Origin of the sequence: Anaerococcus sp. Marseille-P3915, from assembly GCF_900258475.1 — a bacterium.
Lineage (GTDB): Bacteria > Bacillota > Clostridia > Tissierellales > Peptoniphilaceae > Anaerococcus > Anaerococcus kampingae.
Window position 1 is genome coordinate 388,961 of the sequence record NZ_LT984887.1, and the last position, 23,162, is coordinate 412,122.

Genomic DNA, 23,162 nt, shown 5'->3' on the forward strand with positions numbered 1-23,162 from the left:
ATTAATGGAAGAAAAAAACTTAGATTTTAAAGACAGGATAATAGTAAGGTATATGAATTTGCTAACTCAGCAAACACACAATGTTCAAACACTTCTTACAAAGATTGAATTATTAGAAGAAGAATTAGCAAGCTTAAAAGCAAAGGAGGAAGAAGATGGAAGTGAAGAAGAAAGAAATTAGCCAAGAAATCATAGATGAATTTTTAGATTTAGCAGTTAAACACGAATTAACTATGGCGGACATTGATCAAATTTCTTATAAATTAAGAGAATATTTCTTAAGGAACGCAACACTAAAACAAGAAGCACTAGAAGGAAAGTAAAATGCTACAAACAACAGATGTAAAACAACTATTAGGGGGCAAGATTGTCAAGCAAACTGATAAATCAAGCCCTTTTTCTTTCCTGCTTTTAGATAGTCAGAAAAGGAAAGTTCCTTTAACTGGAGAATCGGCGGAAATAGTCTTATATACTTCTAAAGGCAAATACTGGGAAACCATCTCCGAAGTAACTGACGGCATAGTTAATTTCCAAATGCCAGGTAATTTATCAGTAGATAATTATAAGCTTGAAATATCTGTTGCGGGTTATGTCTTTCCAAGTAAAGAAGATTTTATTATTAAGGTAGTCCAAGGTTTTAAAGAACTACCAAACAAAGAGACCGCGGAAAATATTAAGAAATCCACGGAAGAATTTGTAAGAGAAGAAGCCGAAAAAGCAGTAAAAGAGCTTGGGAAAACCGAACTAAAAGGAAACAAGGGAGACAGAGGCCCTCAAGGAATCCAAGGCCCACCAGGTAAAGACGGCCAAAAAGGAGACCAAGGAACACCAGGCAAAACAGGTCCACAGGGTCTGCCTGGCAAAGATGGAAACACAGGTCCCCAAGGTCCACCAGGTAAGGATGGAGAAATAAACCTAGCTAGTATCACAAAGTTAAATACTGAAGAAAAAAAGGGAATCAGAGACCAATTAGGATCACCAAGCAAAGATGAAGTAGTCCTAAAAGAAGTAGGAAAGGGCTTATCTGACAATAACTTTTCTAATTTATACAAGAAAAAATTAGATAACCTAGACCAATCCTTTAAAGAAGTTAATGATTCCATAGATAAGGTGAAATCTAAGCAAGACAACCACCTAAGCGACCTAGCAAGTCTAGGAGCATACGAGGTTGGAGATAAACTAATAAAACTAAAACCAAGTATCACAGGTGATGAAGTAAAAATAGGATATGTAGAAATAGGAAAAATCCTAACAAATGACTTTTACGAATTCCCATTCACAGGTGAAACCTTAAAAATTAAATTTAAATCAGAAGCCGACGGCCATATACTTTTATATGGCAAACCAGACTATGACGACCCGGCCCACCCAGAGCTTAAGTATGTAGCCAACGAGACAGAAAAGGCCACAAGGTGTGTGGTAAAAGTCGATAAGAACTTAAATTCTTATACCATAGATTTTAGAGGAAAAGAAGATGGCTTGCCAGGTAAAAAGTTTACAGGGCAGTTGGTGATAACTAATGTTACTATGCCAGAGGATAAATTAAGTGTTATTAGAGAGGAGGGGTTATGATAATAAAGGAAAATTTATTGAAAGATTCAGCTAGAGAGCGTCACAAAAGTAATGAAGCTGGTAGCGCTTGGGGGGCAATTATTTTTTATATAAATAATTTAGGATTAGAGCATGGAAAAGAATACACTATATCGTTTGAAGTTAAGAATCTAAGCAAACAATCTAATGGATTAGTAGGTGTTTTTGTTACAAGTCTCGACGGTAAAAAGGATACATTCTCAACTTCATTACTTGTAAATGGACGTATTAGTGCAACTTTCACCTATGATAAAGATATTTCAGATAAAATAGGGCTTTCTCCTGGTCCTGTTGGTGATGCAGCACGATGTGAAGCTACCTTTTTAAAAGCTAAATTAGCAAAAGGAAAAATAGCAGATGAATATATTCCAAATAAAGAAGACGTAAAACCTGAAAATCAAGCCATTTTCCCTATCGGGGGGGTATCACGAAGTCTACCCTCTATAGAGGATATAAGGGGGTTAGTTTATGTTAATTAACCCTAATTTGTCAACCAGTTCAGAGTTTAAAAGAGGTGTCCTTAATATATACCAAGACAGCCTAGATGTAGCTTATTTAGATGATAATGTTTTAAAAATAAAAAAGAAAAAAGAAGCTGAACTAGGACTTATATATATGCCGTTGTTTGATAACATTGAAAATGATAAAATAATAGCTTTTTCTGGAAAATTAAATTTAATAAATGGTAGAGAAATTGAAATTTACTTTAATGGATTTAGTGGGGGGACATTGCATATTTCTAATAACGGTATCTATAAAATAGAAGCTATAGGACAAAAAGATTCATCTTATAATCAAGTGCAGTTAAGAGTATATCATAACTATGAAGTTATTTTTAGGTTTACAGAAATTAAACTAGAGAAAGACGAAGTAACACCATATATCCCAAACATAAACACCATAGAAACGGCTAAACGTCCGTATTTTATCGGGGGGGTACGTTCAAAGAGGTTTATCCAATTTAGTATCTACCCAAGGCAATCTTCTTTTAGGAAGGAGGTTGCAGCGTGAAAATTAATCCTAATTTATATATAGGTATAAATAGAAAACAGATATATCCTCAAAAAGCAAATAAATATAATTTTTATAAAATATTTTGTAAAGATATTGGTTGCGAGCTTGGCCAAGAATATACATTAAGTTTTGATTGTGAGCAAACATCTAATGGTAGTGGCAAAATAACAATTTTATCTCTTGATAAAAATAACGATGATATAAGACAGTATTCTTATAATATTGGAAAAAGACAATCAATAACTTTTATATATGGATTAAATAGCGTGGATAGAGTGAATATATATTCGGACATTATGGGACAAACCAATAATATAGGACTTAAGGTGTTTAATTTTAAGCTCGAAAAGGGGAAAGAAGAAACTATATATAATCCTAATATTAACAATCTAGAACCTAGCAAACAAGCCATTTTCGTGGCGGGGGGGGGTATTCAAGGAACTGTATCCACTCTAAGCTTAAAACTAGTCGAAATCGACCAGTTATATTTGGGGGTGGGTTATGTTAGTTAAGCATAATTTACTAGCTATAAACGCAACAGATGTTTTATCTAGTACATCACAAGCTGAATGTTATAATGTATATCGTAAACGTGATAGTATATCGTTTAAAGGAGTAAAAAGGCCAAAATCACAATATATATTCGGATATTATTACCAACATTATAAAGATAAATATTCTAAGTTGATAATAAAGAACACCGGTGAAAGTACAATTATAATCGAAGAATCTTATAAAAACAATGTTAAACAAAGTGATATAACTTTAGAACCTGGTGAATATACTGAAATATCTAGAAAAAACTTAGCTGATGGGTACTGTACGTGGATTAAGATACCAAATATTGATGATTATAATAAATCGTACGAAATAAAAATGATTAACTTCATAGTTACAGAGGGTGGTTTTGCAGAGATATACCTACCAAACATAAACACCCTATCAAAAGAAAAACAACCCCTCCTACCACCAGAGGGACAATACAAAGAAATAACACCACTATAGAGAGCCCTGACTCTTTTTTTAGTACAAGAAAGGAAGAAAATATGTACAAAATACAAAAACAATATTTTGAGGGAAAGAATGTAACAGATGTAAGATTAACCCAAGATGAACCATATAGGGACTTTGTCGTTAGCTTTGAAGGTAAAATCAAAGACCTATCAGATGAAGAAATCACCCAGAGATCCTTGGCCAAGCTTGCAGTAGAATTTGACCCAAGTTTAGCTTTTAAAGACCTCATGGGAAAATTTGAGGCGATGGATACAAGGCTTAAGTCAGTAGAGGATTCTATCTCCATGCTTATGCTTAAAGACATGGGGCTAGAAGAGATAGGAGGAGAGATATAATGCTACCAAAATATGCACTAGAAGTATTAACAAGAAGCCTAGCAAGAAAAATTATCTATCAAGGTGAAACCATGGACTCACTTTTTAAAAAGCTATCCAAACTAGATAAGGAGGTGAAGGAACAATTAAGAGAGAGTTTAGAAGTATACCTAGAAGACAATAAATATGAAATAGAAAAGATTAAGATGAAACTAGCCCTAGGCAAGTAAGGGGGGCCATATGCATGAACCAACCATAAAAGAAGTGAACCAAGTATTTATAGACCAAGGAACAGCAGTAGCTATACTGGTATTTCTAGTATTTTTACTAGTCATATACTTTGGTCTAAAAATTTGGTCAATTAAAAAGCAGGAAGAAGCTACTCAAAGACGCACCGACGAAGACAGGGCCTTTGATAGAAAGCAAAAGGAAGAAGATAGAAGACTGAGTCAAGAGAAAGATGATAAGTTTTTAGCTAGTCAGGAAAAGAGTAATGAAGTCCTACAGCAGCTACTAAGGGAGGTGATATCGGCAGTCGAAAGTAGCAGGATATACACAGAAAAATTTGAGGATCAGCTAAAAGAACACAGCGAAGACTCACATGTAAGCCTAGAAGCTTTAAACTCTTCCATACATGAACTAAAATCCATGATGGAGATGGCCTTAAATACCCAGGATGACCTGGTCAAAAAAGAAATGCTGAAAGACTTAGAAAAGAAAATTGATGACTTATATAAGGAAGTAAAAAAAGATTAAGGGGACTGGCCTAGGCTAGTCCTTTTGTAATGGAGGTAAATTATGGCAAGTATTGATAAAATGATGAATTATGCAAAGTCTAGATGGCACGAGCCTAAGTATAAGTTAGGTGGAGGCAGGATTGGAGCGGAGGCCTCTTATAGGTCGCCTTATGAAGATTGCTCTGGCTTTGTTTATAAGTGTGCTAAGGTCGGTGGATTTATACCAGAAAGTATGTGGAACGGAAGCACTGAGGACCTCTTTAGACTAGCCCGCCAAGGCAAGTATCTTAAAGAGATATCTTATAAGGATGTAAGGCGTGGCGATATCTTTGTAAAAGGCAAGGAGGGAGCTTCAGGAGGGGCTTATGGCCATACAGGTATTTTTACCCGTAAGGGCGAGATTATCCACTGTAACGCTGGCTCTAACTGGACTGTAACCACTAACAACGAAAATGAGGGTTACTGGTACTACTTAGATGATAGGTATTATCCTGTACGCTTTTTTAGGTGGATAGGTAGTGATGATGAAAAAGAAACACCTAAGAAAAAGGCAGAACCTAAGAAAACTACTCCAAGTCCAAGTGTGATTGCTGGGGCTAGGAAGGTGAAAAATGAAAAATGGCATGGATTAACTACTGCTTACTGCAATGTAAGGAGTGGCCCATCTACTGCAAGCCCTGTAGTTGCACAATACAGACCTGGTCAAGTCATCTACTATGATGAGGTCTGGGAAGGTAACGGCTATAGGTGGTTATCTTATATCGGCGGTTCAAATCAAAGAAGATGGGTTGCTTATAGGCGTACTAGTGGCAATACCAAGGCTTGGATTAAATTTTAATTTTAAAATCCTTGAATTGATACGCATTAGTGCGTATAGTAATAATGTAAGGAGGTAATCATTATGCCAATGACGTCTAAGCAGATGATTAAGTTCCTTGAAAAAAATGGCTTTACCTATATACCATCGGGTGATGGTTCTCATAGGAAGTACAAAAATTTCAAGAACGGTAGGGTAACAACCGTTCCGTACCACGGTAACAAAGATTTGCCAAAAGGTACGGAACAGAAAATCCTAAAACAAGCGGGGCTAAAATAGCCCCCCCTTACTAAAATAAAAGGAGTGTTTTTATGTTTGTATCTTATCCAGCAGTATTTTTAAAAGACTCAGAAAGCAATAGCTACACAATCTTATTCCCAGATTTACCAGGTTGTATATCCTGCGGAGATGACATTAAAGAAGCCTTATATATGGCTAATGATGCCTTGGGAACTTATTTATTTGATGATTATTCTAGATTAGAAGATTTTCCTAAATCTTCCACATTAGAAGAAATTGATATAAAGGATAGTATAGACGAGGACGAAGTAGAATACTTTTGTTTAGAGGGAAGTTTTAAATCTTATGTTGGTCTTGATATAACAGATTATGTAAAAAAACATGAAAACAGAACAGTTAAGAAAAATGTAACTATACCGTCGTATCTTAATGAGATGGGTAAAAGTAGTAAAATTAATTTTTCCAAACTATTAACAGAAGCTTTGGAAAGAGAGTTTGAAATAGAATAACTTATTTAAGCGATTACTTATGTAGTCGCTTTTTTAGTGTCTAAAATCAAATATAAATATTTGTGTTTGATCAGAGTTTTAAGAAAGGAAATAAAAATGAAAGATGGAATAATGGTTTTAGTTAGTGTGGCAATAATGCTTGCTTTACTTACTTATGTAACTGAAGCAATAAAACAAGGTAAGGCGGCGGCTGAAAAAGAACAAGACGAAAAAAAGAGATATGTATATAACAAAGTTTTAGACCTAGCGGATAAAATAGTGAAAAGCCTTAATCAAACGGTCGTTACACCTTTGAAAGAAAGCGAAACTCTTACCTTTGATACAGAGCAGCAAAAAGAGGTATTGGAGAAAGCAAAAGCTAAAATCAAAAAAAATTTAGATGATAAAAGCAAAGAGCTATTAGGTGATTACCTAAACTCAAACTATAACTTAGACGAGGATCAACTTGATGAGGACTTAGATGAGATTATTCATTCTAAGGTTTACGAAAACAAAAAACCAAAAAATAAAAAAGTTTGATTTAAGTTTAACCTTAATACAGTGCAAAAAAATTAAAAGGAGGAATCTCCGAAATTATACAGCAAAACCCGCCTGCACTGGGGCGGGTCTTTTTTAATTTCAGTATTAATATATAAATTCTGGGAATTAATATTTGATTTTAGATGGGTAAACATATGTCTAAAAAAATAAAACCGCTCATAGCTCAAAATATTGAGCATCCTCTAAAAATAGCTGTTTACAGACATATTTTTATAGAAGAGTTAGTCACAATTTTTAAAACAGATAATAAAAAAAGTAAGATGTGAATTGAAAAATAAAAACAGGAGGCTCCAACCTCCTGTTTTGTTACGTCTAATTGTTACGCTAGTTTGATGTTTTGTGACGTCTTTTGATTTTAGAGCTACCAAGAAACGGTTAATTTTACGCCTCCTGATGTCTCTTGATTTGTATGGTGGAGATGACGAGAATCGAACTCGTGTCCGTGATAGCCTCACTTAAGACATCTACAAGCTTATTAAGTTTTAAGATTTCGCATAAAAAATAAAAAACTTACAAAAAGCTTTTATGCTAGCTTCATAGTACTAAATATAACTCAAAGCTTTGTTATATCAGTTGTCGTTTAATTATGAAACGAATATTAAACCAACGACAAGCCTAATATTCATTGCTATCCTATTGACTAGGCAGCTAGTGCGAAGTTTGCTTCGCTATTGTTATTTGCGTTTATATTTAATTATCAATTTACGTTTTGATTTACGACTTGCAATCAAAAGCTCTTCAATCACGTCGAAACCAAGGCATCCCCATGTAATACAATTATACTAATAATATAAGTCTTGTCAAAAACAGGGATTTTATGTAAAATATAAGTAGAGAAAAGGTTTTCTAGTTATAATCTTAAAAATTGGGTATAAATAGAAAAAGAACTTAAATCATAAATCTAGGAGGTCTTATGAGAAACGCAAATAATACCGCAGCAATGCTTTTAGCTGGTGGTCAAGGTTCAAGGCTTAAAGCTTTGACAAGGGAAATGGCAAAACCTGTTGTACCTTTTGGTGGTAAATACAGAATTATTGACTTTGCACTTAGTAATTCAACCAATAGTGAGATTAAGGATATCGGTGTTTTAACCCAATATAAACCTCAACTACTTAACGAGCACCTAGGAATCGGTACAGCCTGGGATTATGATAGAAATTTCGGTGGTTTAAGAATCTTAACACCGTACTATACAGAAGAAGGCGGTAGATGGTTTGAAGGAACTGCTTCAGCTATTTATGAAAATATAAATTATCTTGATCAAGTAAATCCGGAATATGTACTTATTTTATCAGGTGACCATATTTATAAGATGGACTATAGAAAACTTCTTGATGTTCACAAAAAGAAGGGTGCAGATGCAACTATAGCTGTAATGGAAGTTGATTGGGATGAGGCTAGTAGATTTGGTATTATGAATACCGATGAAAATGATAAAATTGTTGAATTTGAAGAAAAACCAGAAAATCCAAAATCTAACTTGGCTTCAATGGGTATTTATATTTTCAATTGGAAAGTGTTAAGAAAAGAATTAATTGAAGATTATGAAAATAAAGAATCTACAAATGACTTCGGCCATGATATTATACCTAAAATGTTAAACCAAGGATCTCCTCTATATGTTTATAAATTTGACGGATACTGGAAAGATGTTGGTACTGTAAGAAGTTACTGGCAAGCAAACCTAGATCTTATTGACCCAAACAATGAGCTAGATATATATGATGATAATTGGAGAATTTATACAAAATCACAAAACCTACCACCACATAGAGTTGGGTTAAAGGCAGATCTTAAGGATACACTAGTAAATGAAGCATGTATTATAGATGGAAAGGTTAATCACTCTGTATTATTCTCAGATGTTGTGATAGAAGAAGGTGCAGAAGTTTATAATTCAGTTTTACTTAACGGTGTAAAGGTAAAATCTGGAGTTAAAATATATAATTCTGTAGTAGCAGAAGATATGGAAATCTCTGAAGATATAGGTAAAGAAAATGATGATAAAGTTTACCTAGTCAGCAGCGAAGGCATAGAGGAGGAATAATATGGAAAGCGTTGTAGCATTAGTATATAGTTCAGATTTTAATGAACAAAATTATGGACAGTTGTGTAAATATAGACCTGATTATATGCTACCATTTGGTGGTAGATATAGAATAATTGACTTTGCTTTATCAAACTTAGCAAACTATGATATAAATAGGGTTGTTCTTTATGCTGGAAGTAAAATAAGAAGTCCTCTAGACCATATAGGCAATGGTAAAAGCTGGGAATTAAATAGGAGAAATGGCGGTTTGATGCTAAATCCAGTAAATCCTGATGCTAAACATCCTTGCAGTGAAGTTGAGACATATTATGACACTATTAAATATTTCCAAGACCATGAGTTTGATTATGTATACATTAAAAATCCTATGTATATATCAAAACCAGATATAAATGATGCAAAGGAAAAGATGGAAGAAGAGAATTTGGATTGTTTAATCTTTTCAAACAAGACAATAGATAAAAATGGTGAGTATTTAAATCAAGCTATTATAAATTCTGACACCGAAGGAAAACCTGAAAATGTGGGTGTGAATTTAGGAATAACCGACGAAATAGATTTATTTTTAGGCTCTATAATGATGAAAAAAGATAGCTTCTTAAGAGTATTAAGACATTCTATGCAAAATAACAGTACAAATTCAATGCTTGCAGCTATCTTTGATTATCCAGGAAAATTAAATATTGATTTCTATAGACAAGAAAAAGAATTTGAAATAATAAAAGATATAAATTCATTCTACGAAGCGAATATGAAATTGCTAAATAAAGAAATTTTTGATAAACTATTCTATGAAGACGGTCTAGTATACACCAAGTCTAAGGATGAGCCATCAACATCTTACACTAAAAATTGCGAAGTTAAAAATTCGTTAGTAGCAAATGGAGCTATAATTGAAGGTGAAGTTGAAAACTCCATCATCTTTAGAGGGGCCAAGGTTGGTAAAGGAGCGATAATTAGAAATTCTATTATTTTCCAAGATACAACTATAGAAGATGGTGCTATCCTAAACTTTGTAATAACTGATAAGGGAACAGAAATTGGACACGATGTAAGGTTATTTGGTAATAGATCAAATCCTTACCTAACAAATAAAAACGAATCACTTGAACTAAGGAGCTAAAAATGAATATACTTTTTCTTACTAGTGAATCAGTACCATTCATAAAAACAGGGGGCCTAGCAGATGTTGCTGGTGCCCTTCCTAAAGAACTTAAGAAAAAAGGCGTAGATATTAGAGTGGTTTTACCTCTCTATAAGAAAATCTCTGAAAGCTACAGAGAAAAGATGGAAAAAATAACTGAATTTTATGTGGATCTAGATTGGAAACACCAGTATGCAGGTGTTTATCAACTTGAATGGGATGGTGTAACATACTACTTTATAGATAATCTTGAATATTTTGATAGGGATGGTCTCTATGGTTTTGGAGATGATGCTGAAAGATTTATATTCTTCTCAAAAGCATGTACCCTATTGCCTAAAGAAATAAACTTCAAACCAGATATTATTCATTCAAATGATTGGCACACAGCCATGGTGAATGTATTTGTAAACGATTATAGAATTGGTGATCCTTATTACGATGATATAAGAACCCTATTTACAATCCACAACCTTAAATACCAAGGTGTATTTGATTCTGAAAACCTAAGATTAGCAGGTCTTGATGGTAGATACTTCAATGAAAATGACCTTAAATTTTATGATGCAATAAACTTTATTAAGGGAGGTATAATCCATGCCACTCATGTAAATACAGTATCTGAAAATTATGCAAGAGAAATCCAATATCCATTCTATGGTGAGGGCCTAGACGGGGTCATAAGACAATATAATTACAAACTAGATGGTATCGTAAATGGAATAGACTTTGATGTTTGGAATCCAAAAACTGACCAAAATCTTGCTAAAAATTATGATGTAGATTCAATTGATGATAAATACGCTAATAAAGCCTATCTACAAGAGCTCTATGGCCTTCCAGTAAGAGAAGACGTTCCAGTTTTAGGGATTGTATCAAGACTTAACGAAATGAAGGGTCTAGACTTAGTAAGGTATATATTAGATGAGTTATTGCAAGAAGATATTCAACTAGTAGTATTAGGTACAGGTGATTATACTTATGAAGAGATGTTTAAATACTTTGAATGGAAATATCCTGACAAGGTAGCAGCAAGAATATATTATTCTGATAAGGAATCACATGATATTTATGCAGGTTGTGACTTCTACTTGATGCCATCAGTATCTGAACCATGCGGTATTAGCCAGCTCATAGCTATGAGATACGGTACTTTACCAATTGTTAGAGAAGCAGGTGGATTAAAAGATACAGTTATACCTTATAATGAATATACTGGTGAAGGAACAGGATACTCCTTTGAAAATATAAATGCTCATGAACTATTATTTTCTATTAAAAATGCTATAAATGTTTATAATACAAATAAAGATGCACATAGAAAATTAATAACAAATGCTATGAATCAGAGAAATGATTGGGAGATGTCCTCAGAAAAATACTTAAAACTATACGAAGAGATAAAAGCTTAAGAGAAAAGATGAAAACGAATAAGGAATTAATTATAAAGAGGATACAAAGTTTTTTGTATTCTCTTTATGCGAAAAACATTGAAAATGCAAGAGTTAATGAGGTCTATGATTGCTTATGTAGGTATATGATGGAAGTAATCGGAAAAACTTGGGTTAAATCTAAAAAAATCCAAAAGGATTTAGATTATTATATCCTAAGTTTTGAATACCTACCTGGCAAATTAATCGATAGAAACATTCATAGATTAAAAATTAAAGATGAAATTGTTAAAGCCCTTGATGAAATGGGATTTGATTTTGATGAGGTTCTTGCGTGTGAAAAGGAAGCGGATTTAGGTATAGGTGATATAGGAATAGGATCCTCTGCCTTGATAAATGAATTAGCCAACCACAATAAAAGAGCTGTGGCCTATGCACTAAGATATGAAAATGGCAATTTGAAGCAAAAAATTGTAGATGGAAGACAGGTTGAGTATTCTGATTTTTGGCTTGAACAAGGGTCAAACTGGGAACATAAGAAATCTTTCTCCTACATACTAGATATAGATGGTAGAAAGAACAAAACTATTGCTTATGATATGCCAATCTTAAGTGACGATGCAAGTTTTGTAAACACTCTTAGACTTTTTAAGTCAGAGGCTCTAGAGGCAATTAACATCGAAGATTTTTCTAGAGGTGATTTTTTAAAAGCCTATGATGATTACGTAAATATTAACTCTATAAATAAATTTCTATATATAGATGATTCCACTTATGAAGGAAAACTTCTTAGATTGAAGCAAGAATATTTTTACTCTGTAAGTGCGATTAGAGATATATTTAGAAGGCAAATTAAAAAACACGGTTCTATTGAAAATATCGAAAAGAATATAAAGATATTTTCGCATGATATACACCCAACTCTTGCTTTGGTAGAATTTATAAGGCTACTTGTAAAAGAATATGACTATTCTTTGGATAAAGCTATAAATATTTCTAGAATAGTTTTTGATCATGTTGCTTTCTCAATTACAGATGATGGGGTTGAAAATTATGATGTAGAAATGCTTAGAAGGGTAAATCCTGAAATAATGGATATGATTTTTGAGATACAAAAATACCTTCAAATAAAAGATAATGAGGCTAGCATCATAAAGAATGGCAGTGTTAGTTTTAGAAATATTAATAAATATCTATCAAATAAATACAATTACCTTTCAAAAATAATATCTGATAGTAGGAAAAATGATATAAATCATTCTTACCTAAATTATGGGACGGATAGGATATTATATAGTGAGTCCGGCAATACAGACCTTTTATATACATTGAAAGAGTACGGTATTAACTCGCTTTCTTATGAAGAAATCAAGAAAATAAATAAACTTAAAAACAATGAGGACTTCATTAGGTCTTTGGATAAAGTAAAGTATAGTAATAAAGGTAAGCTTGCGAAAATTGCAAAAGAATCAACTTCTGATCTAATTAATCCATACTCTATGGTAGATGTTCAGATATCTCTAATGCATGAAAGTAAAAGACAAATACTAAATTGTTTAGCAATAGCCTACAAGTATTACATGCTAAAATATAATAGCAATTTAAGACTTACACCTACGACCTATGTGTTTTCAGGTAAGGCCAATGAAGGTTATTTCATGGCAAAAGAAACTATAAAATTCATCCTAGCCCTTAAGAAGATGATTGATAAAGATAAATTCATTAGGGAAAAGATAAAGATTGTATTTTTTGAAGATTTGGACGTTGAGAAAGTTAAATTTCTGCTAGCAAGCGCAGATATTTATACTAATCTAACATTAGCAAATCTAGACAATCAGAATTTTCATATATTAAATGCTATATTTAATATGTCAAATATCTTAACTTCAAAGGGAGGCATAGTAGATAATCTTAAACAGAAGAATTCATTTTATCAGTTTGGACCAGAATTTAAAGATTTGGAAAAAATGAATAAAGAAAATTCTTACAATGCAAATGAATTTTATTATAATAGTGAAGTTGTTAAATTTACAATAGATAATCTTCTAAATGAGGACTATTCTAATTTCCCTTATAACTTCAAATTGATCTATGATCAACTTCTTATGTATAATGATTCTTTTAAAATATTTTATGATTTGGAAGAGTTAATAAATACAAGAAAAATCATAGAAAAAGATTATTTGAATGTAAATAAGTGGGTTAATAATGAGCTGGAAAACATATTATGGGCGAATAATTTTAGATTGGATGATGTAATTAATAAAGCCTATGACTTTAACACAAGAAAAAATAAATTTAACTTATGAAGATATAAAAGATATAAAATTAGGAGCAAATTATAATAAATCATACACAGAGTTTAGGGTCTTTGCTCCAGATAGAAACAAAATCGATCTGGTATTAACTGATGATTATAAAAAAGTTAGAAGAGACATTTACCCCTTAAAAAAAGATGATATGGGTGTATTTTCTCTAAGGCTTGAAGGTGATTTTAATGGATATTTCTATAATTATATAATAGAAGATGAATTTGAAGTAACAGATCCATATTCATATTCGGCATCAATAAATTCACTTTATTCAGCTGTGGTTGATTTAAAAGAAACAGATCCCGAAGGATTTAGAAATCTTGATATACCAAATATTGAAGAAAATGATGCTATCATTTATGAGATGAGCATAAAAAACTATACAGCAGATAAGTCAAGTGGAGTTTTTAATAGGGGTAAATATTTAGGACTTACTGAGAGAAGCACTAGCTATAAAAATATTAAAACAGGTCTTGATAATATTCTTGAACTTGGTATAAGTCACGTTCAGATTTTACCTTTTTATGACTTCATAACAGTTGATGAGAGAAGCGATGCATTTTTTGATGACGGTAATTACAATTGGGGATATGATCCAGAATTGTATTTCGCGCCAGAAGGGTCTTTTGCATCTGACCCATATGATCCCAAATCAAGAATAAGGGAAGCAAAAAATATGGTTAAATCTTTCCATGAAAATGGAATAGGAGTAATCATGGATGTAGTTTTTAACCACACCTACAAAACCGTAGACTCAAACTTAAATACCCTTGCTCCTAGCTACTATCATAGGACAAATCCCGATGGATCCTTTTCAAATGGATCAGGATGTGGTAATGAAGTTGCAAGTGAGAAACCATTTGTAAGAAAGCTAATAATAGATTCTTTAGTTTATTGGGCCAAGGAATATAAGATTGATGGCTTTAGATTTGATTTGATGGCCTTAATTGATTTAGATACAATTAAACTTGCCATTAAAGAACTTAGGAAGATTAATCCAAATATACTAATATATGGTGAGCCTTGGATGGCTTTAGGAACTACTTTAAGCCCTGATTTACAAATCTGGAAGGGGGCACAAAGGTCAAATAAATTTGGTGTTTTTAACGACACTTTTAGGGATGCTATAAAGGGAGATGCAAACTCATACGGTAGAGGCTATATTCAAGGTATCTATTCACTAAAAAAGGAAATTGAATTAGGAATAGCAGGATCAATAAACTATTCAGAAGATAGGATAGGCTTTGCAGACGACGCTAGTGAGACAATTAACTACTTTAACTGTCATGATAATTTAATCCTATTTGATAAATTATCGATATCGCTAGATAGCACAGAAAATATTGATTCTTATGTCAAATTAGCAATGGCTATTGTCATGCTATCTTTTGGCAAACCATTTTTATACGAAGGTAATGAGTTTAATCACAGCAAGAAAAATGATTCAAACTCATATAATTCACCTCTATCTATAAATGCTATCAACTGGCAAGAGAAGGAAGCCAATTACGACATATTTAATTACACAAAAGAACTAATAAACTTAAGGAAGTCAATAGATGTATTCTCTCATACAAGTGAGGAATTCATAAGGAAGAAATTAAAGTTCATTGATGATTTAGACGACTCAATTGTTGGCTACCTACTAGATAGTGAGTATTTAATTTTCATTAATGCCAATTGTAATGACATGTATATAAGTGCAGAAACTTTAAAGTCATCTATAGAAGATATAAATTCTAAAAAAATTGAAAAAGTTTTTGATAAAGAGGGTAAGAATAATATAGGTATTGATATAGAAAGTGGACTAATTTTAGATTCACTATCAGTAAATGTATATAAAATAGGAGAAGCAGATGGACTATAAGAAAAATTTTGAAACTTGGTACAAGGATGATAGGTTTGATGAAGAAACTAGAAAAGAGCTAGAATCAATCAAAGATAATGATGAAGAAATCAAAGATAGGTTTTATCAATCTTTAAAATTTGGTACAGCAGGTCTTAGGGGAAAACTAGGTGCTGGCACTAACAGGATGAATAATTATATGGTAGCTCAAGCAACCCAAGCTTTTGCAGATACAATCTCAGAAGGTGGGGAAGAAGCCAAAAAACGTGGTGTAGCAATTGCTTATGACGTTAGACATATGTCAAAAGAATTTGCGAAGATTACTGCTGAAGTATTTGCTGCTAATGGAATAAAAGTTTATATCCACAAAGAAATTCAACCAACACCAGTATGCTCATTTACTATAAGAGAGCTTAATTGCGTTGCAGGTGTAATGGTAACAGCTTCACATAACCCTAGAGAATACAACGGTTATAAGGCTTATAATGAAGAAGGCAGCCAAATAATGGATGAGACTGCTAACAAGATTTTAGGCTATATCGCAGATCACCAAGACTTTTTTGAAATAAAAAGACTAGACTTTGAAAAGGGTCTTGAAGATGGAATAATTGAGTATGTAAGTGATGAATTACTAGAAAAATACGTATCACTAATCAAAGATTGTACAATCCATGATGAAGGCATAGATAAAAATATCAGTGTTGTTTATTCTCCATTAAATGGAACTGGAAATAAGCTAGTTAGAAGAATACTTAAGGAAAGAGGATTTACAAATATTCACGTAGTAAAAGAACAAGAAAATCCTGACCCTGACTTTACTACAGTTGGTTATCCAAACCCTGAAGATCCAAAAGCTTTCAAATATTCAGAAAAATTAGGAGTAGAAACTAAGGCAGAATTATTACTTGCCACAGACCCGGATGCAGATAGGTGTGCTGTAGAAGTATTAGATAAAGATGGAAGCTATAAGTTCCTAACTGGTAACCTTATAGGCTCACTACTTACAAATTATGTCTTATCAGGCCTATCTGAAAAAGGCGAACTTCCAGAAAATCCTGCAGTTGTAAAATCAATAGTTACCACGGATTTAGTAGCACCGATTGCTAATAAATATGGAGTTGCTAAATATGATGTTCTAACAGGCTTTAAAAACATTTATGATAAGGCTAACGAACTAGAAAGAGAAAATACAGGTAAATTTGTATTTGGTTTTGAAGAATCAATTGGATATAACTACAAAGATTTTGTAAGAGATAAAGATGCTGTTAACTCTGCTATGTTGATAACAGAAATGGCAGCTTACTACAAGAGCCAAGGTAAATCTTTAATTGACGTAATTAATGAAATTTACGAAGAACATGGATATTATTCAAATGAAGTTGTATCAATCACACTTGAAGGTGTAGATGGTCAAGAAAGAATAGCTAGAATAATGTCTGAAGTTAGAGAAAATCCTATCAAAGAAATTGGTGGAGATAAGATTGATAGCCTAATTGATTATCAAAACGATGATACTGGACTACCAAAATCTAACGTATTAAAATACTTCTTCGAAGATGGATCTTGGGTAACACTTAGACCATCAGGTACAGAACCAAAAATCAAAATCTATGTTAACTCTATAGCTTCAAGTATGGATAAGGCAAAAGCTAAAAAAGATACTATTATTAAATTCATGGAAGATATAATAGATTCTATCCATTAAATATAAGGCCTCAGGTTTATCCTGAGGTTTTTTTATTTTATACTTGAAATTAAGATTAAAATATCATAATATATAGCCAAGGAGTATTAAATATATGGAAAACTTTTTTAATCTTATTGATAAAATATTTTCAATAAATGTATTTGGAAATTTAACTTTATATCAATTATTATCAACAATATTAAAGTATCTCTTTGTTTTTGTTGTTTTTTATTTCATATATTCTATTATCAGAATTATATATTACGATGTAAGAACAACACTTAAGAAAGAACAGGAACATGATGCCTATTTAAACCTAATAAATAAATATGATGGCTTTAATTTTGAAGTTCAAGAATATTATTTTTTGGGAGAAAATAACACAATAGGGCGTGATAAGAAAAATACAATAGAAATAAATGATAAATATCTTTCTAAGTTTCACGCTAGAATCTTGCAAGATGAGGATATGTATTTTTTAGAAGATTTAAAATCTGCTAATGGAACATATTTAAATGATGAGAGAATTGAAGATGCCATAGAACTAAAATCGGGAGATGTAATCAGACTTGGCTCCTTAAAATTCTTATTTGAACAGGATGAAAAAGATGTTTAAGAAATTAGATAATCCAGAAAAATCAATGGTACACTCCAGAGCTAAGGCAAACATCTTATTATTTATATTTGAGTTTTTGAGTTTATCCTTGGCTATGATTTTTAATATAGAAAACTTGACAAATATTGATTTTTATACCTATATAGCCATATTGATAGTTACCTTGCTGGTATCATTTTTAGTAGATAAGTTCACCAAGTCTGATAATATTTTACTATTGATAGTAAATATGTTATTTTCTATAGGTGTTGCTATAATTTATAGGCTTGATCCAAAGCTTGGAAGAAGGCAGTTACAATTTTATTTAGCTGGAGTAGTTTTATTTTTCCTCACCTACTTTATCTTAAAATCATTTAAGTTTTGGGATAAATTGATTTTGTTTTATGCTGGCGTGTCAATAGTCTTGTTTATTCTAACTCTTGTATTTGGTACTTATTTAGGTGGGGCAAAGAACTGGATTGTTATTAAAAATATAATTACAATACAACCATCAGAGTTTATAAAAGTACCTTTGGCCTTTTTCATAGCTAGTTTTTATGCAAATTTCAATAAAATTAGCTTAAAACCATTTGGAAGATACTTTATGAATTTTATAATTTATGTTTTTATAGGATTTTTATTTCTTCAAAAAGACTTGGGAACTGCGCTTATATTTTTTGGTACACTTATAGTAAGTCAGTTTGTATATGAAAAAGATAGAAGATTAATATTTATCAATATGTTCTTTATGATAATAGGTTCAATAGTGGCTTATTTTCTATTTGGCCATGTTAGGATAAGAGTAAGCACTTGGCTTGATCCTTGGTCAGATATAAATGTTACAGGCTATCAGATTACTCAGGCCCTCTTTGCAACAGCAAGTGGTGGCTTATTTGGCACAGGTATAGGCCTAGGTCATCCTGACTATGTTCCAGTTGCTGAGTCTGATTTCATTTTCTCTGCGATTTGTGAAGAGATGGGTATTTTCATGGGGATTGGTGTTGTCTTATTATTTATGATCCTAGTATATAGGGCCTTAAAAATATCCTTAACCCAACAGGTAAAGTTCTACTCGGTCTTAGCTTTTTGCATAGGGGTTTTATTTGCCTTGCAAACCCTAATAATCCTAGGCGGAGTACTTAAGATAATTCCACTTACAGGCGTAACCCTACCGTTTATTAGTCAAGGTGGATCTTCAATGCTTGCAGGTTTTATTCTTTTAGGATGTTTGCAGTATTGTGGGGAAGAAGTAAACATTGGAGGGTCTAAGAATGTCAAATAATAAAAATAATAGGAAAAAAAGATCTTCTAATATATCATTCATTGATAAAATCAAAAAAATAGAGCAAGATCAAAGGATAAAGGATAACTCAAGGTTAAAAGTTTTGTCAAAATCAACCTTAAATAAGAGACTTATTTTTATAATGGTCGTATTTGTCCTATTGTTTATGCTACTGGCCTTATATTTGGTTTATTTTCAGCTGTTTAAGGCGAAAAAAATCGCGGATAATTCTAATAATAGAAGGTTATGGCTAAATGAAGATTTGATTCATAGGGGAAGTATATTTGATAGAAATGAAAATCTTATGGTTTATAGCCAGGATGATGGGCAAGGAAAGCAAGTAAGAATTTATAACTATCCTTTAGCAAGCGCAAGTGTCACCGGCTATTCCTCTAAAACCTATGGAAAGACTGGTATAGAAAAATCATATAATAGACAGTTACTTGCCTTATCTGATGAAAACTTCAGCCAATTTAGAAAAATGGTTGTAAAAAATGACACGGGAAACGACCTTCATTTAAGTTTAGATCAACATATTCAAAATATAGTTTATGCCTATCTTTCAAATTATAAGGCTGCATGTGTAATAATGAAACCTAATACTGGAGAAGTATTAGCAATGGTTTCAACGCCTACTTTTAATCCTAATTCTGTTGATACTGATTGGAATAATTTGATACAAACAGACGATGGTAGACTTATAAATAGGACAACACAGGGCTTATATAGGCCAGGTTCTGCTTATAAAATTATAACCGCAACCTCTATTGTAGATAATAATATAAATCAAGAATATAAAGACACTGGTAGCCAAGAGATTCAAGGCTACGAAATTAAAAACTATGGTGATCAAATATTTGGCAATCTTAATCTAAGAAGTGCTTTTATAAACTCTGCAAATACATATTTTGCTGCTAAAGCACATGATTTAGGTAAAGATAAACTTGCAAAGACGAGTGAAAAATTTATGTTTAATAAACAGTATGACTTTGATATAGACGTAAGCAAATCTATTATACCATTTGATGAACTTAATCAAGCTGACCTAGCTATGACTGGCTTTGGATATGGAAAAACGCAGATGACACCACTTCATATGGCTATGATTACATCTGCTATTGCAAACAATGGGATAATGCAAAAGCCAAGACTTGTGAACCAAATAACAAATAAAGATAAAAAAATAATATTTCAAGCGGAAAACGAAGTTTTATCTAAGGTAACTAGCAAAGATACAGCCGAAAAAATTAGAGATATGATGGTAGGAGTAGTAAACGAAGGAACAGGAACGTCAGCCTATTTAGATTCAATTCAAATCGCTGGCAAGACAGGAACTGCAGATAAGAGCGATGGCAATGTAGATGCTTGGTTTGTAGGTTTCGCTCCAGCATATGACCCAAAGCTTGCTATAGCTCTCTTAATAGAAGATAGCAAGGGCACTGGTGGGGAGACTGCAGCACCCATAGCTAGAAATATCATAAGAGATATTATAAATACAATATCATTTGATTGATCACATAAGCTTATTTTTAATATTAGTCCAATAGTGGTTTTTATTAAGAATAAGCTTGTTTATTTTTTTTGAAGAAACTTTTATCCTAATTTTGTAGTCTTTGGTATTTAATTCCCTACCATCAAAGATAAATATTGTATGGTAGTTGTCTCTTTTAGAAACCACAATATCAATGCTCGCATCATTAGGTAAGACTACTGGACATTTTAGGGAATTGTTAAGATTAGAATATACAGGCGCTACAGGTGTTAGCTGAAAACCATTTAAGGATTGGTGTAATATAGCACCGTTACTAGATAGGTTATAGGCTGTAGACCCATGAGGAGTAGAAATTATTAGACCATCCCCTGCATAAGATTCTATAAAATTACCATCTATAAAGACCTTAAGTCTTACAATCTGATTTTTATTTGATTTGACAACTACTTCATTAATTGCTTTAAATGATCTATTGTTTACCTTAGATTCTAGAACAGTAAGCTCTTCGATTAAAAAGTCATTTTTGGTATATCTCTTAACAAAATCTTCAATCATGTCTACTTCAATTTCTTGATAGAAACCTAAATGACCAGTATTAATACCAATAAAAGGTATTTCAGAAAATTCTGATTGATGTACAGCACTTAAAAATGTTCCGTCTCCACCGATAACCAAATTTAGAACAGCCCTATCATCGTATGAAGTGCTTACACTATAGCCATATTTTTGAAAAATCTTTTTAGTTTTGTGGAAAATTGCATTACTATATTTTGATTTGTTTTTAAAAATGTTTATAATATTTGTCATATGATGTCCTCTCATATATCATTATAACATAGGAGTAGCCATGATATATATAGAAATTAAGAATATTAACGAAAAAACAATAAAAACCTTATTAAAAAATAATCATTTTTCAAAAAGGGCTATTGATAAGCTGCTAAAAAACGGATTATTACTTAATAATCAAGAGATAAAATCAAATGTTAAAATAAAAAAGAATGACCTTATAAAAGTACCGGTTGATAATGAAGAACTCGACTATAAGGCAGTGACAGGAAAACTGAATATAAAATATGAAGATGACAATCTAATAATAATTTCAAAAGACTCTAACATAACGGTAAACTCAAATGGACAAGTAAGTCTTGCAAATTATATTGCTTATTATTTTAAGGAAAATAATATAAAATCAAAAGTAAGATTTATAAATAGACTTGATATGAATACATCGGGTCTAATAATGATAGCAAAAAATTCTTATGCCCAATCCTTTTACCAAAAAGAAATTGAAGATAACAATCTTATAAAAAAATATATTGCTTATGTTGAAGGAGAACTTAATATTAATAAACTCTATAAAATAAAGCTAGCTTATGATGAGAGATCAAAAAGACATGACAAAGCCAAAGATGGGAAACTTGCTATTACTCATTTTAAAACTTTAGAAACAAATGAAAAATATTCAATTATAGAATGCGATATAATGACAGGTAAGACACATCAAATTAGGTCATCTCTTAGATACTTAGGTCACCCAATAATAGGTGATAAATTATATGGTTCAAATTTTGATTATGAAAGATTTTTATTACATTCTTATTATTTAAAATTTAATGTTTTTTTAAAAAAGGAAAGTATTACCATAAAAGATTATCCTGATTTTGAGGGATTTGTTAATAAAATGTGAAAATATTTTTCTTGCAAAAAAATTAAAAATATATTATAATAGGGTTATCCTAAGGACAAGGTCCAATTTAAACCTACAGCTTTTATAAGGGATTGCGGAGTTCTAACTTCTATGACAAGCCTCCTTAGAGTGGAAGTCAGATGATTTTAGACAGCTTGCCCACCTTCACATACGGGAAGGTCTTAAAGTAAGGGCCACCTTAGGATAATTTTTTGTTTTAAAAAACTTATATTTGGGTAATAAGTAATAAGACTAAAATACAAAGGAGAATTATATGTCAATAGCAGATTATATTGAAAGCAGAGCGAAAGCTAAACAAAGAGAAATAAAATATGAAATTTGGAAAGCAAAAAACCGTGATAGCAGAATGAGAGGCCAAGGAGCCTTAGCGGGATTATTGGTAGGTGCTGCAGCTGGTTTATTACTCGCTCCAAAATCTGGTAAAGAAACTAGAGAGGATATCAAGGAAGCTTTTAATGATACAGTAGATACTGTAAAAGAAACTACCAGTGATGTTATAGATCAAGCAAAAGATGGATATGAAGATTTAAAATATAGAGCATATACTGATCTTCAACCAATCAAAGATGGTATAGAATATAGCGCAGAAGTAGCTAAAGATACTGGTAGACAAATTAAAGATGCTTCTAAGAATGTGAAAAATTCACTTGCAGAAGGCGCAAAAGATGTTAAAGAAATAGTAAAAGAAAGCGCCGGAGAAATATCAAAAGTTGCTGATGAAAAGAAAGATGAAATCTCTAAAGAAGCATCAGAAACAAAAGAAGTAGTTAAAGAAGACGCTAAAGAAGTAAAAGATGAAGCTAAAGAAACAGCACAAAAGGTAAAAGAAAACGATAAAAAAGCAAGCCAAAACAAGTAAAAAGTCAAGGAGATCATA

General features: G+C 32.0%; 26 protein-coding genes and 1 other RNA gene. 25 read left to right on the plus strand and 2 right to left on the minus strand.

Features of this window, described 5'->3' with window-relative positions; translation table 11 throughout:
- Positions 1 to 4: 4 nt before the first annotated feature.
- From C8269_RS10780 to C8269_RS01970, 14 genes are all read left to right on the plus strand, one after another.
- Entirely contained in the window at positions 5 to 181 is a 177-nt protein-coding gene (locus tag C8269_RS10780) for a hypothetical protein (RefSeq protein WP_158698371.1), read from the plus strand.
- Positions 156 to 323 (plus strand): hypothetical protein, encoded by a 168-nt coding sequence (locus C8269_RS10785; RefSeq protein WP_158698372.1) that lies wholly within the window; start codon positions 156 to 158, stop codon positions 321 to 323. The genes C8269_RS10780 and C8269_RS10785 overlap by 26 nt, the downstream gene beginning before the upstream one ends.
- Before the next feature lies 1 nt (position 324).
- A complete protein-coding gene (locus C8269_RS01915; RefSeq protein ID WP_106460167.1) occupies positions 325 to 1,572 on the plus strand; it encodes a collagen-like protein in 1,248 nt (415 codons plus the stop codon).
- The gene (locus C8269_RS01920) at positions 1,569 to 2,069 is read left to right on the plus strand and encodes a hypothetical protein (RefSeq protein ID WP_106460168.1); all 501 of its coding nucleotides are present in this window, start codon (positions 1,569 to 1,571) and stop codon (positions 2,067 to 2,069) included. Before C8269_RS01915 ends, C8269_RS01920 begins: the two co-directional genes overlap by 4 nt.
- Entirely contained in the window at positions 2,059 to 2,601 is a 543-nt protein-coding gene (locus tag C8269_RS01925; RefSeq protein WP_106460169.1) for a hypothetical protein, read from the plus strand. The genes C8269_RS01920 and C8269_RS01925 overlap by 11 nt, the downstream gene beginning before the upstream one ends.
- A complete protein-coding gene (locus C8269_RS01930; RefSeq protein WP_106460170.1) occupies positions 2,598 to 3,116 on the plus strand; it encodes a hypothetical protein in 519 nt (172 codons plus the stop codon). Before C8269_RS01925 ends, C8269_RS01930 begins: the two co-directional genes overlap by 4 nt.
- Positions 3,106 to 3,609 carry a hypothetical protein gene (locus C8269_RS01935; RefSeq protein WP_106460171.1) on the plus strand — a complete coding sequence of 168 codons (504 nt, stop codon included), beginning with the start codon at positions 3,106 to 3,108 and terminating at the stop codon, positions 3,607 to 3,609. The genes C8269_RS01930 and C8269_RS01935 overlap by 11 nt, the downstream gene beginning before the upstream one ends.
- A gap of 41 nt (positions 3,610 to 3,650) precedes the next feature.
- Positions 3,651 to 3,953, plus strand: coding sequence for a hypothetical protein (locus C8269_RS01940; protein WP_106460172.1), 303 nt, complete (start codon positions 3,651 to 3,653; stop codon positions 3,951 to 3,953).
- Positions 3,953 to 4,162 (plus strand): hypothetical protein, encoded by a 210-nt coding sequence (locus C8269_RS01945; protein ID WP_106460173.1) that lies wholly within the window; start codon positions 3,953 to 3,955, stop codon positions 4,160 to 4,162. Before C8269_RS01940 ends, C8269_RS01945 begins: the two co-directional genes overlap by 1 nt.
- 10 nt (positions 4,163 to 4,172) lie before the next feature.
- A complete protein-coding gene (locus C8269_RS01950) occupies positions 4,173 to 4,688 on the plus strand; it encodes a DUF4094 domain-containing protein (protein ID WP_106460174.1) in 516 nt (171 codons plus the stop codon).
- Between the two features lie 42 nt (positions 4,689 to 4,730).
- Positions 4,731 to 5,507 carry a peptidoglycan amidohydrolase family protein gene (locus C8269_RS01955; protein ID WP_106460175.1) on the plus strand — a complete coding sequence of 259 codons (777 nt, stop codon included), beginning with the start codon at positions 4,731 to 4,733 and terminating at the stop codon, positions 5,505 to 5,507.
- Positions 5,508 to 5,570: 63 nt separating this feature from the next.
- A complete protein-coding gene (locus C8269_RS01960) occupies positions 5,571 to 5,765 on the plus strand; it encodes a type II toxin-antitoxin system HicA family toxin (protein WP_106460176.1) in 195 nt (64 codons plus the stop codon).
- 32 nt (positions 5,766 to 5,797) lie between these two features.
- Complete coding sequence (locus C8269_RS01965) at positions 5,798 to 6,235, plus strand: type II toxin-antitoxin system HicB family antitoxin (protein WP_106460177.1); 438 nt, start codon at positions 5,798 to 5,800, stop codon at positions 6,233 to 6,235.
- Between the two features lie 96 nt (positions 6,236 to 6,331).
- Positions 6,332 to 6,754 (plus strand): hypothetical protein, encoded by a 423-nt coding sequence (locus tag C8269_RS01970; protein WP_106460178.1) that lies wholly within the window; start codon positions 6,332 to 6,334, stop codon positions 6,752 to 6,754.
- Between the two features lie 431 nt (positions 6,755 to 7,185).
- Here the strand turns inward: C8269_RS01970 and ssrA are convergent.
- Positions 7,186 to 7,541, minus strand: a transfer-messenger RNA (tmRNA) gene (ssrA, locus tag C8269_RS01975).
- A gap of 147 nt (positions 7,542 to 7,688) precedes the next feature.
- Here ssrA and C8269_RS01980 point away from each other — a divergent pair.
- From C8269_RS01980 to C8269_RS02020, 9 genes are all read left to right on the plus strand, one after another.
- A complete protein-coding gene (locus C8269_RS01980) occupies positions 7,689 to 8,822 on the plus strand; it encodes a glucose-1-phosphate adenylyltransferase (protein WP_106460179.1) in 1,134 nt (377 codons plus the stop codon).
- 1 nt (position 8,823) lies between these two features.
- Positions 8,824 to 9,948 carry a glucose-1-phosphate adenylyltransferase subunit GlgD gene (glgD, locus tag C8269_RS01985; protein ID WP_106460180.1) on the plus strand — a complete coding sequence of 375 codons (1,125 nt, stop codon included), beginning with the start codon at positions 8,824 to 8,826 and terminating at the stop codon, positions 9,946 to 9,948.
- A 2-nt stretch (positions 9,949 to 9,950) separates the two neighbouring features.
- Positions 9,951 to 11,381 (plus strand): glycogen synthase GlgA, encoded by a 1,431-nt coding sequence (gene glgA, locus C8269_RS01990; RefSeq protein WP_106460181.1) that lies wholly within the window; start codon positions 9,951 to 9,953, stop codon positions 11,379 to 11,381.
- A gap of 8 nt (positions 11,382 to 11,389) precedes the next feature.
- A complete protein-coding gene (locus C8269_RS01995; protein WP_106460182.1) occupies positions 11,390 to 13,669 on the plus strand; it encodes a glycogen/starch/alpha-glucan phosphorylase in 2,280 nt (759 codons plus the stop codon).
- On the plus strand, positions 13,632 to 15,539 hold the full coding sequence (pulA, locus tag C8269_RS02000) for a type I pullulanase (RefSeq protein WP_106460183.1): 1,908 nt from the start codon (positions 13,632 to 13,634) through the stop codon (positions 15,537 to 15,539). Before C8269_RS01995 ends, pulA begins: the two co-directional genes overlap by 38 nt.
- Complete coding sequence (locus tag C8269_RS02005; protein WP_106460184.1) at positions 15,529 to 17,223, plus strand: phospho-sugar mutase; 1,695 nt, start codon at positions 15,529 to 15,531, stop codon at positions 17,221 to 17,223. Before pulA ends, C8269_RS02005 begins: the two co-directional genes overlap by 11 nt.
- A gap of 94 nt (positions 17,224 to 17,317) precedes the next feature.
- The gene (locus tag C8269_RS02010) at positions 17,318 to 17,821 is read left to right on the plus strand and encodes an FHA domain-containing protein (RefSeq protein WP_106460185.1); all 504 of its coding nucleotides are present in this window, start codon (positions 17,318 to 17,320) and stop codon (positions 17,819 to 17,821) included.
- On the plus strand, positions 17,814 to 19,082 hold the full coding sequence (locus C8269_RS02015) for an FtsW/RodA/SpoVE family cell cycle protein (protein ID WP_106460186.1): 1,269 nt from the start codon (positions 17,814 to 17,816) through the stop codon (positions 19,080 to 19,082). The genes C8269_RS02010 and C8269_RS02015 overlap by 8 nt, the downstream gene beginning before the upstream one ends.
- Positions 19,072 to 20,595, plus strand: coding sequence for a peptidoglycan D,D-transpeptidase FtsI family protein (locus C8269_RS02020; protein WP_106460187.1), 1,524 nt, complete (start codon positions 19,072 to 19,074; stop codon positions 20,593 to 20,595). Before C8269_RS02015 ends, C8269_RS02020 begins: the two co-directional genes overlap by 11 nt.
- Here the strand turns inward: C8269_RS02020 and C8269_RS02025 are convergent, their stop codons facing one another.
- Entirely contained in the window at positions 20,596 to 21,381 is a 786-nt protein-coding gene (locus C8269_RS02025) for an NAD(+)/NADH kinase (RefSeq protein ID WP_106460188.1), read from the minus strand.
- A 40-nt stretch (positions 21,382 to 21,421) separates the two neighbouring features.
- On the opposite strand from C8269_RS02025, the gene C8269_RS02030 reads away from it, so the two are divergent.
- Both C8269_RS02030 and C8269_RS02035 read left to right on the plus strand, forming a co-directional pair.
- Entirely contained in the window at positions 21,422 to 22,264 is an 843-nt protein-coding gene (locus C8269_RS02030) for an RluA family pseudouridine synthase (protein WP_106460189.1), read from the plus strand.
- 274 nt (positions 22,265 to 22,538) lie between these two features.
- A complete protein-coding gene (locus tag C8269_RS02035; protein WP_106460190.1) occupies positions 22,539 to 23,144 on the plus strand; it encodes a YtxH domain-containing protein in 606 nt (201 codons plus the stop codon).
- Positions 23,145 to 23,162 lie beyond the last annotated feature (18 nt).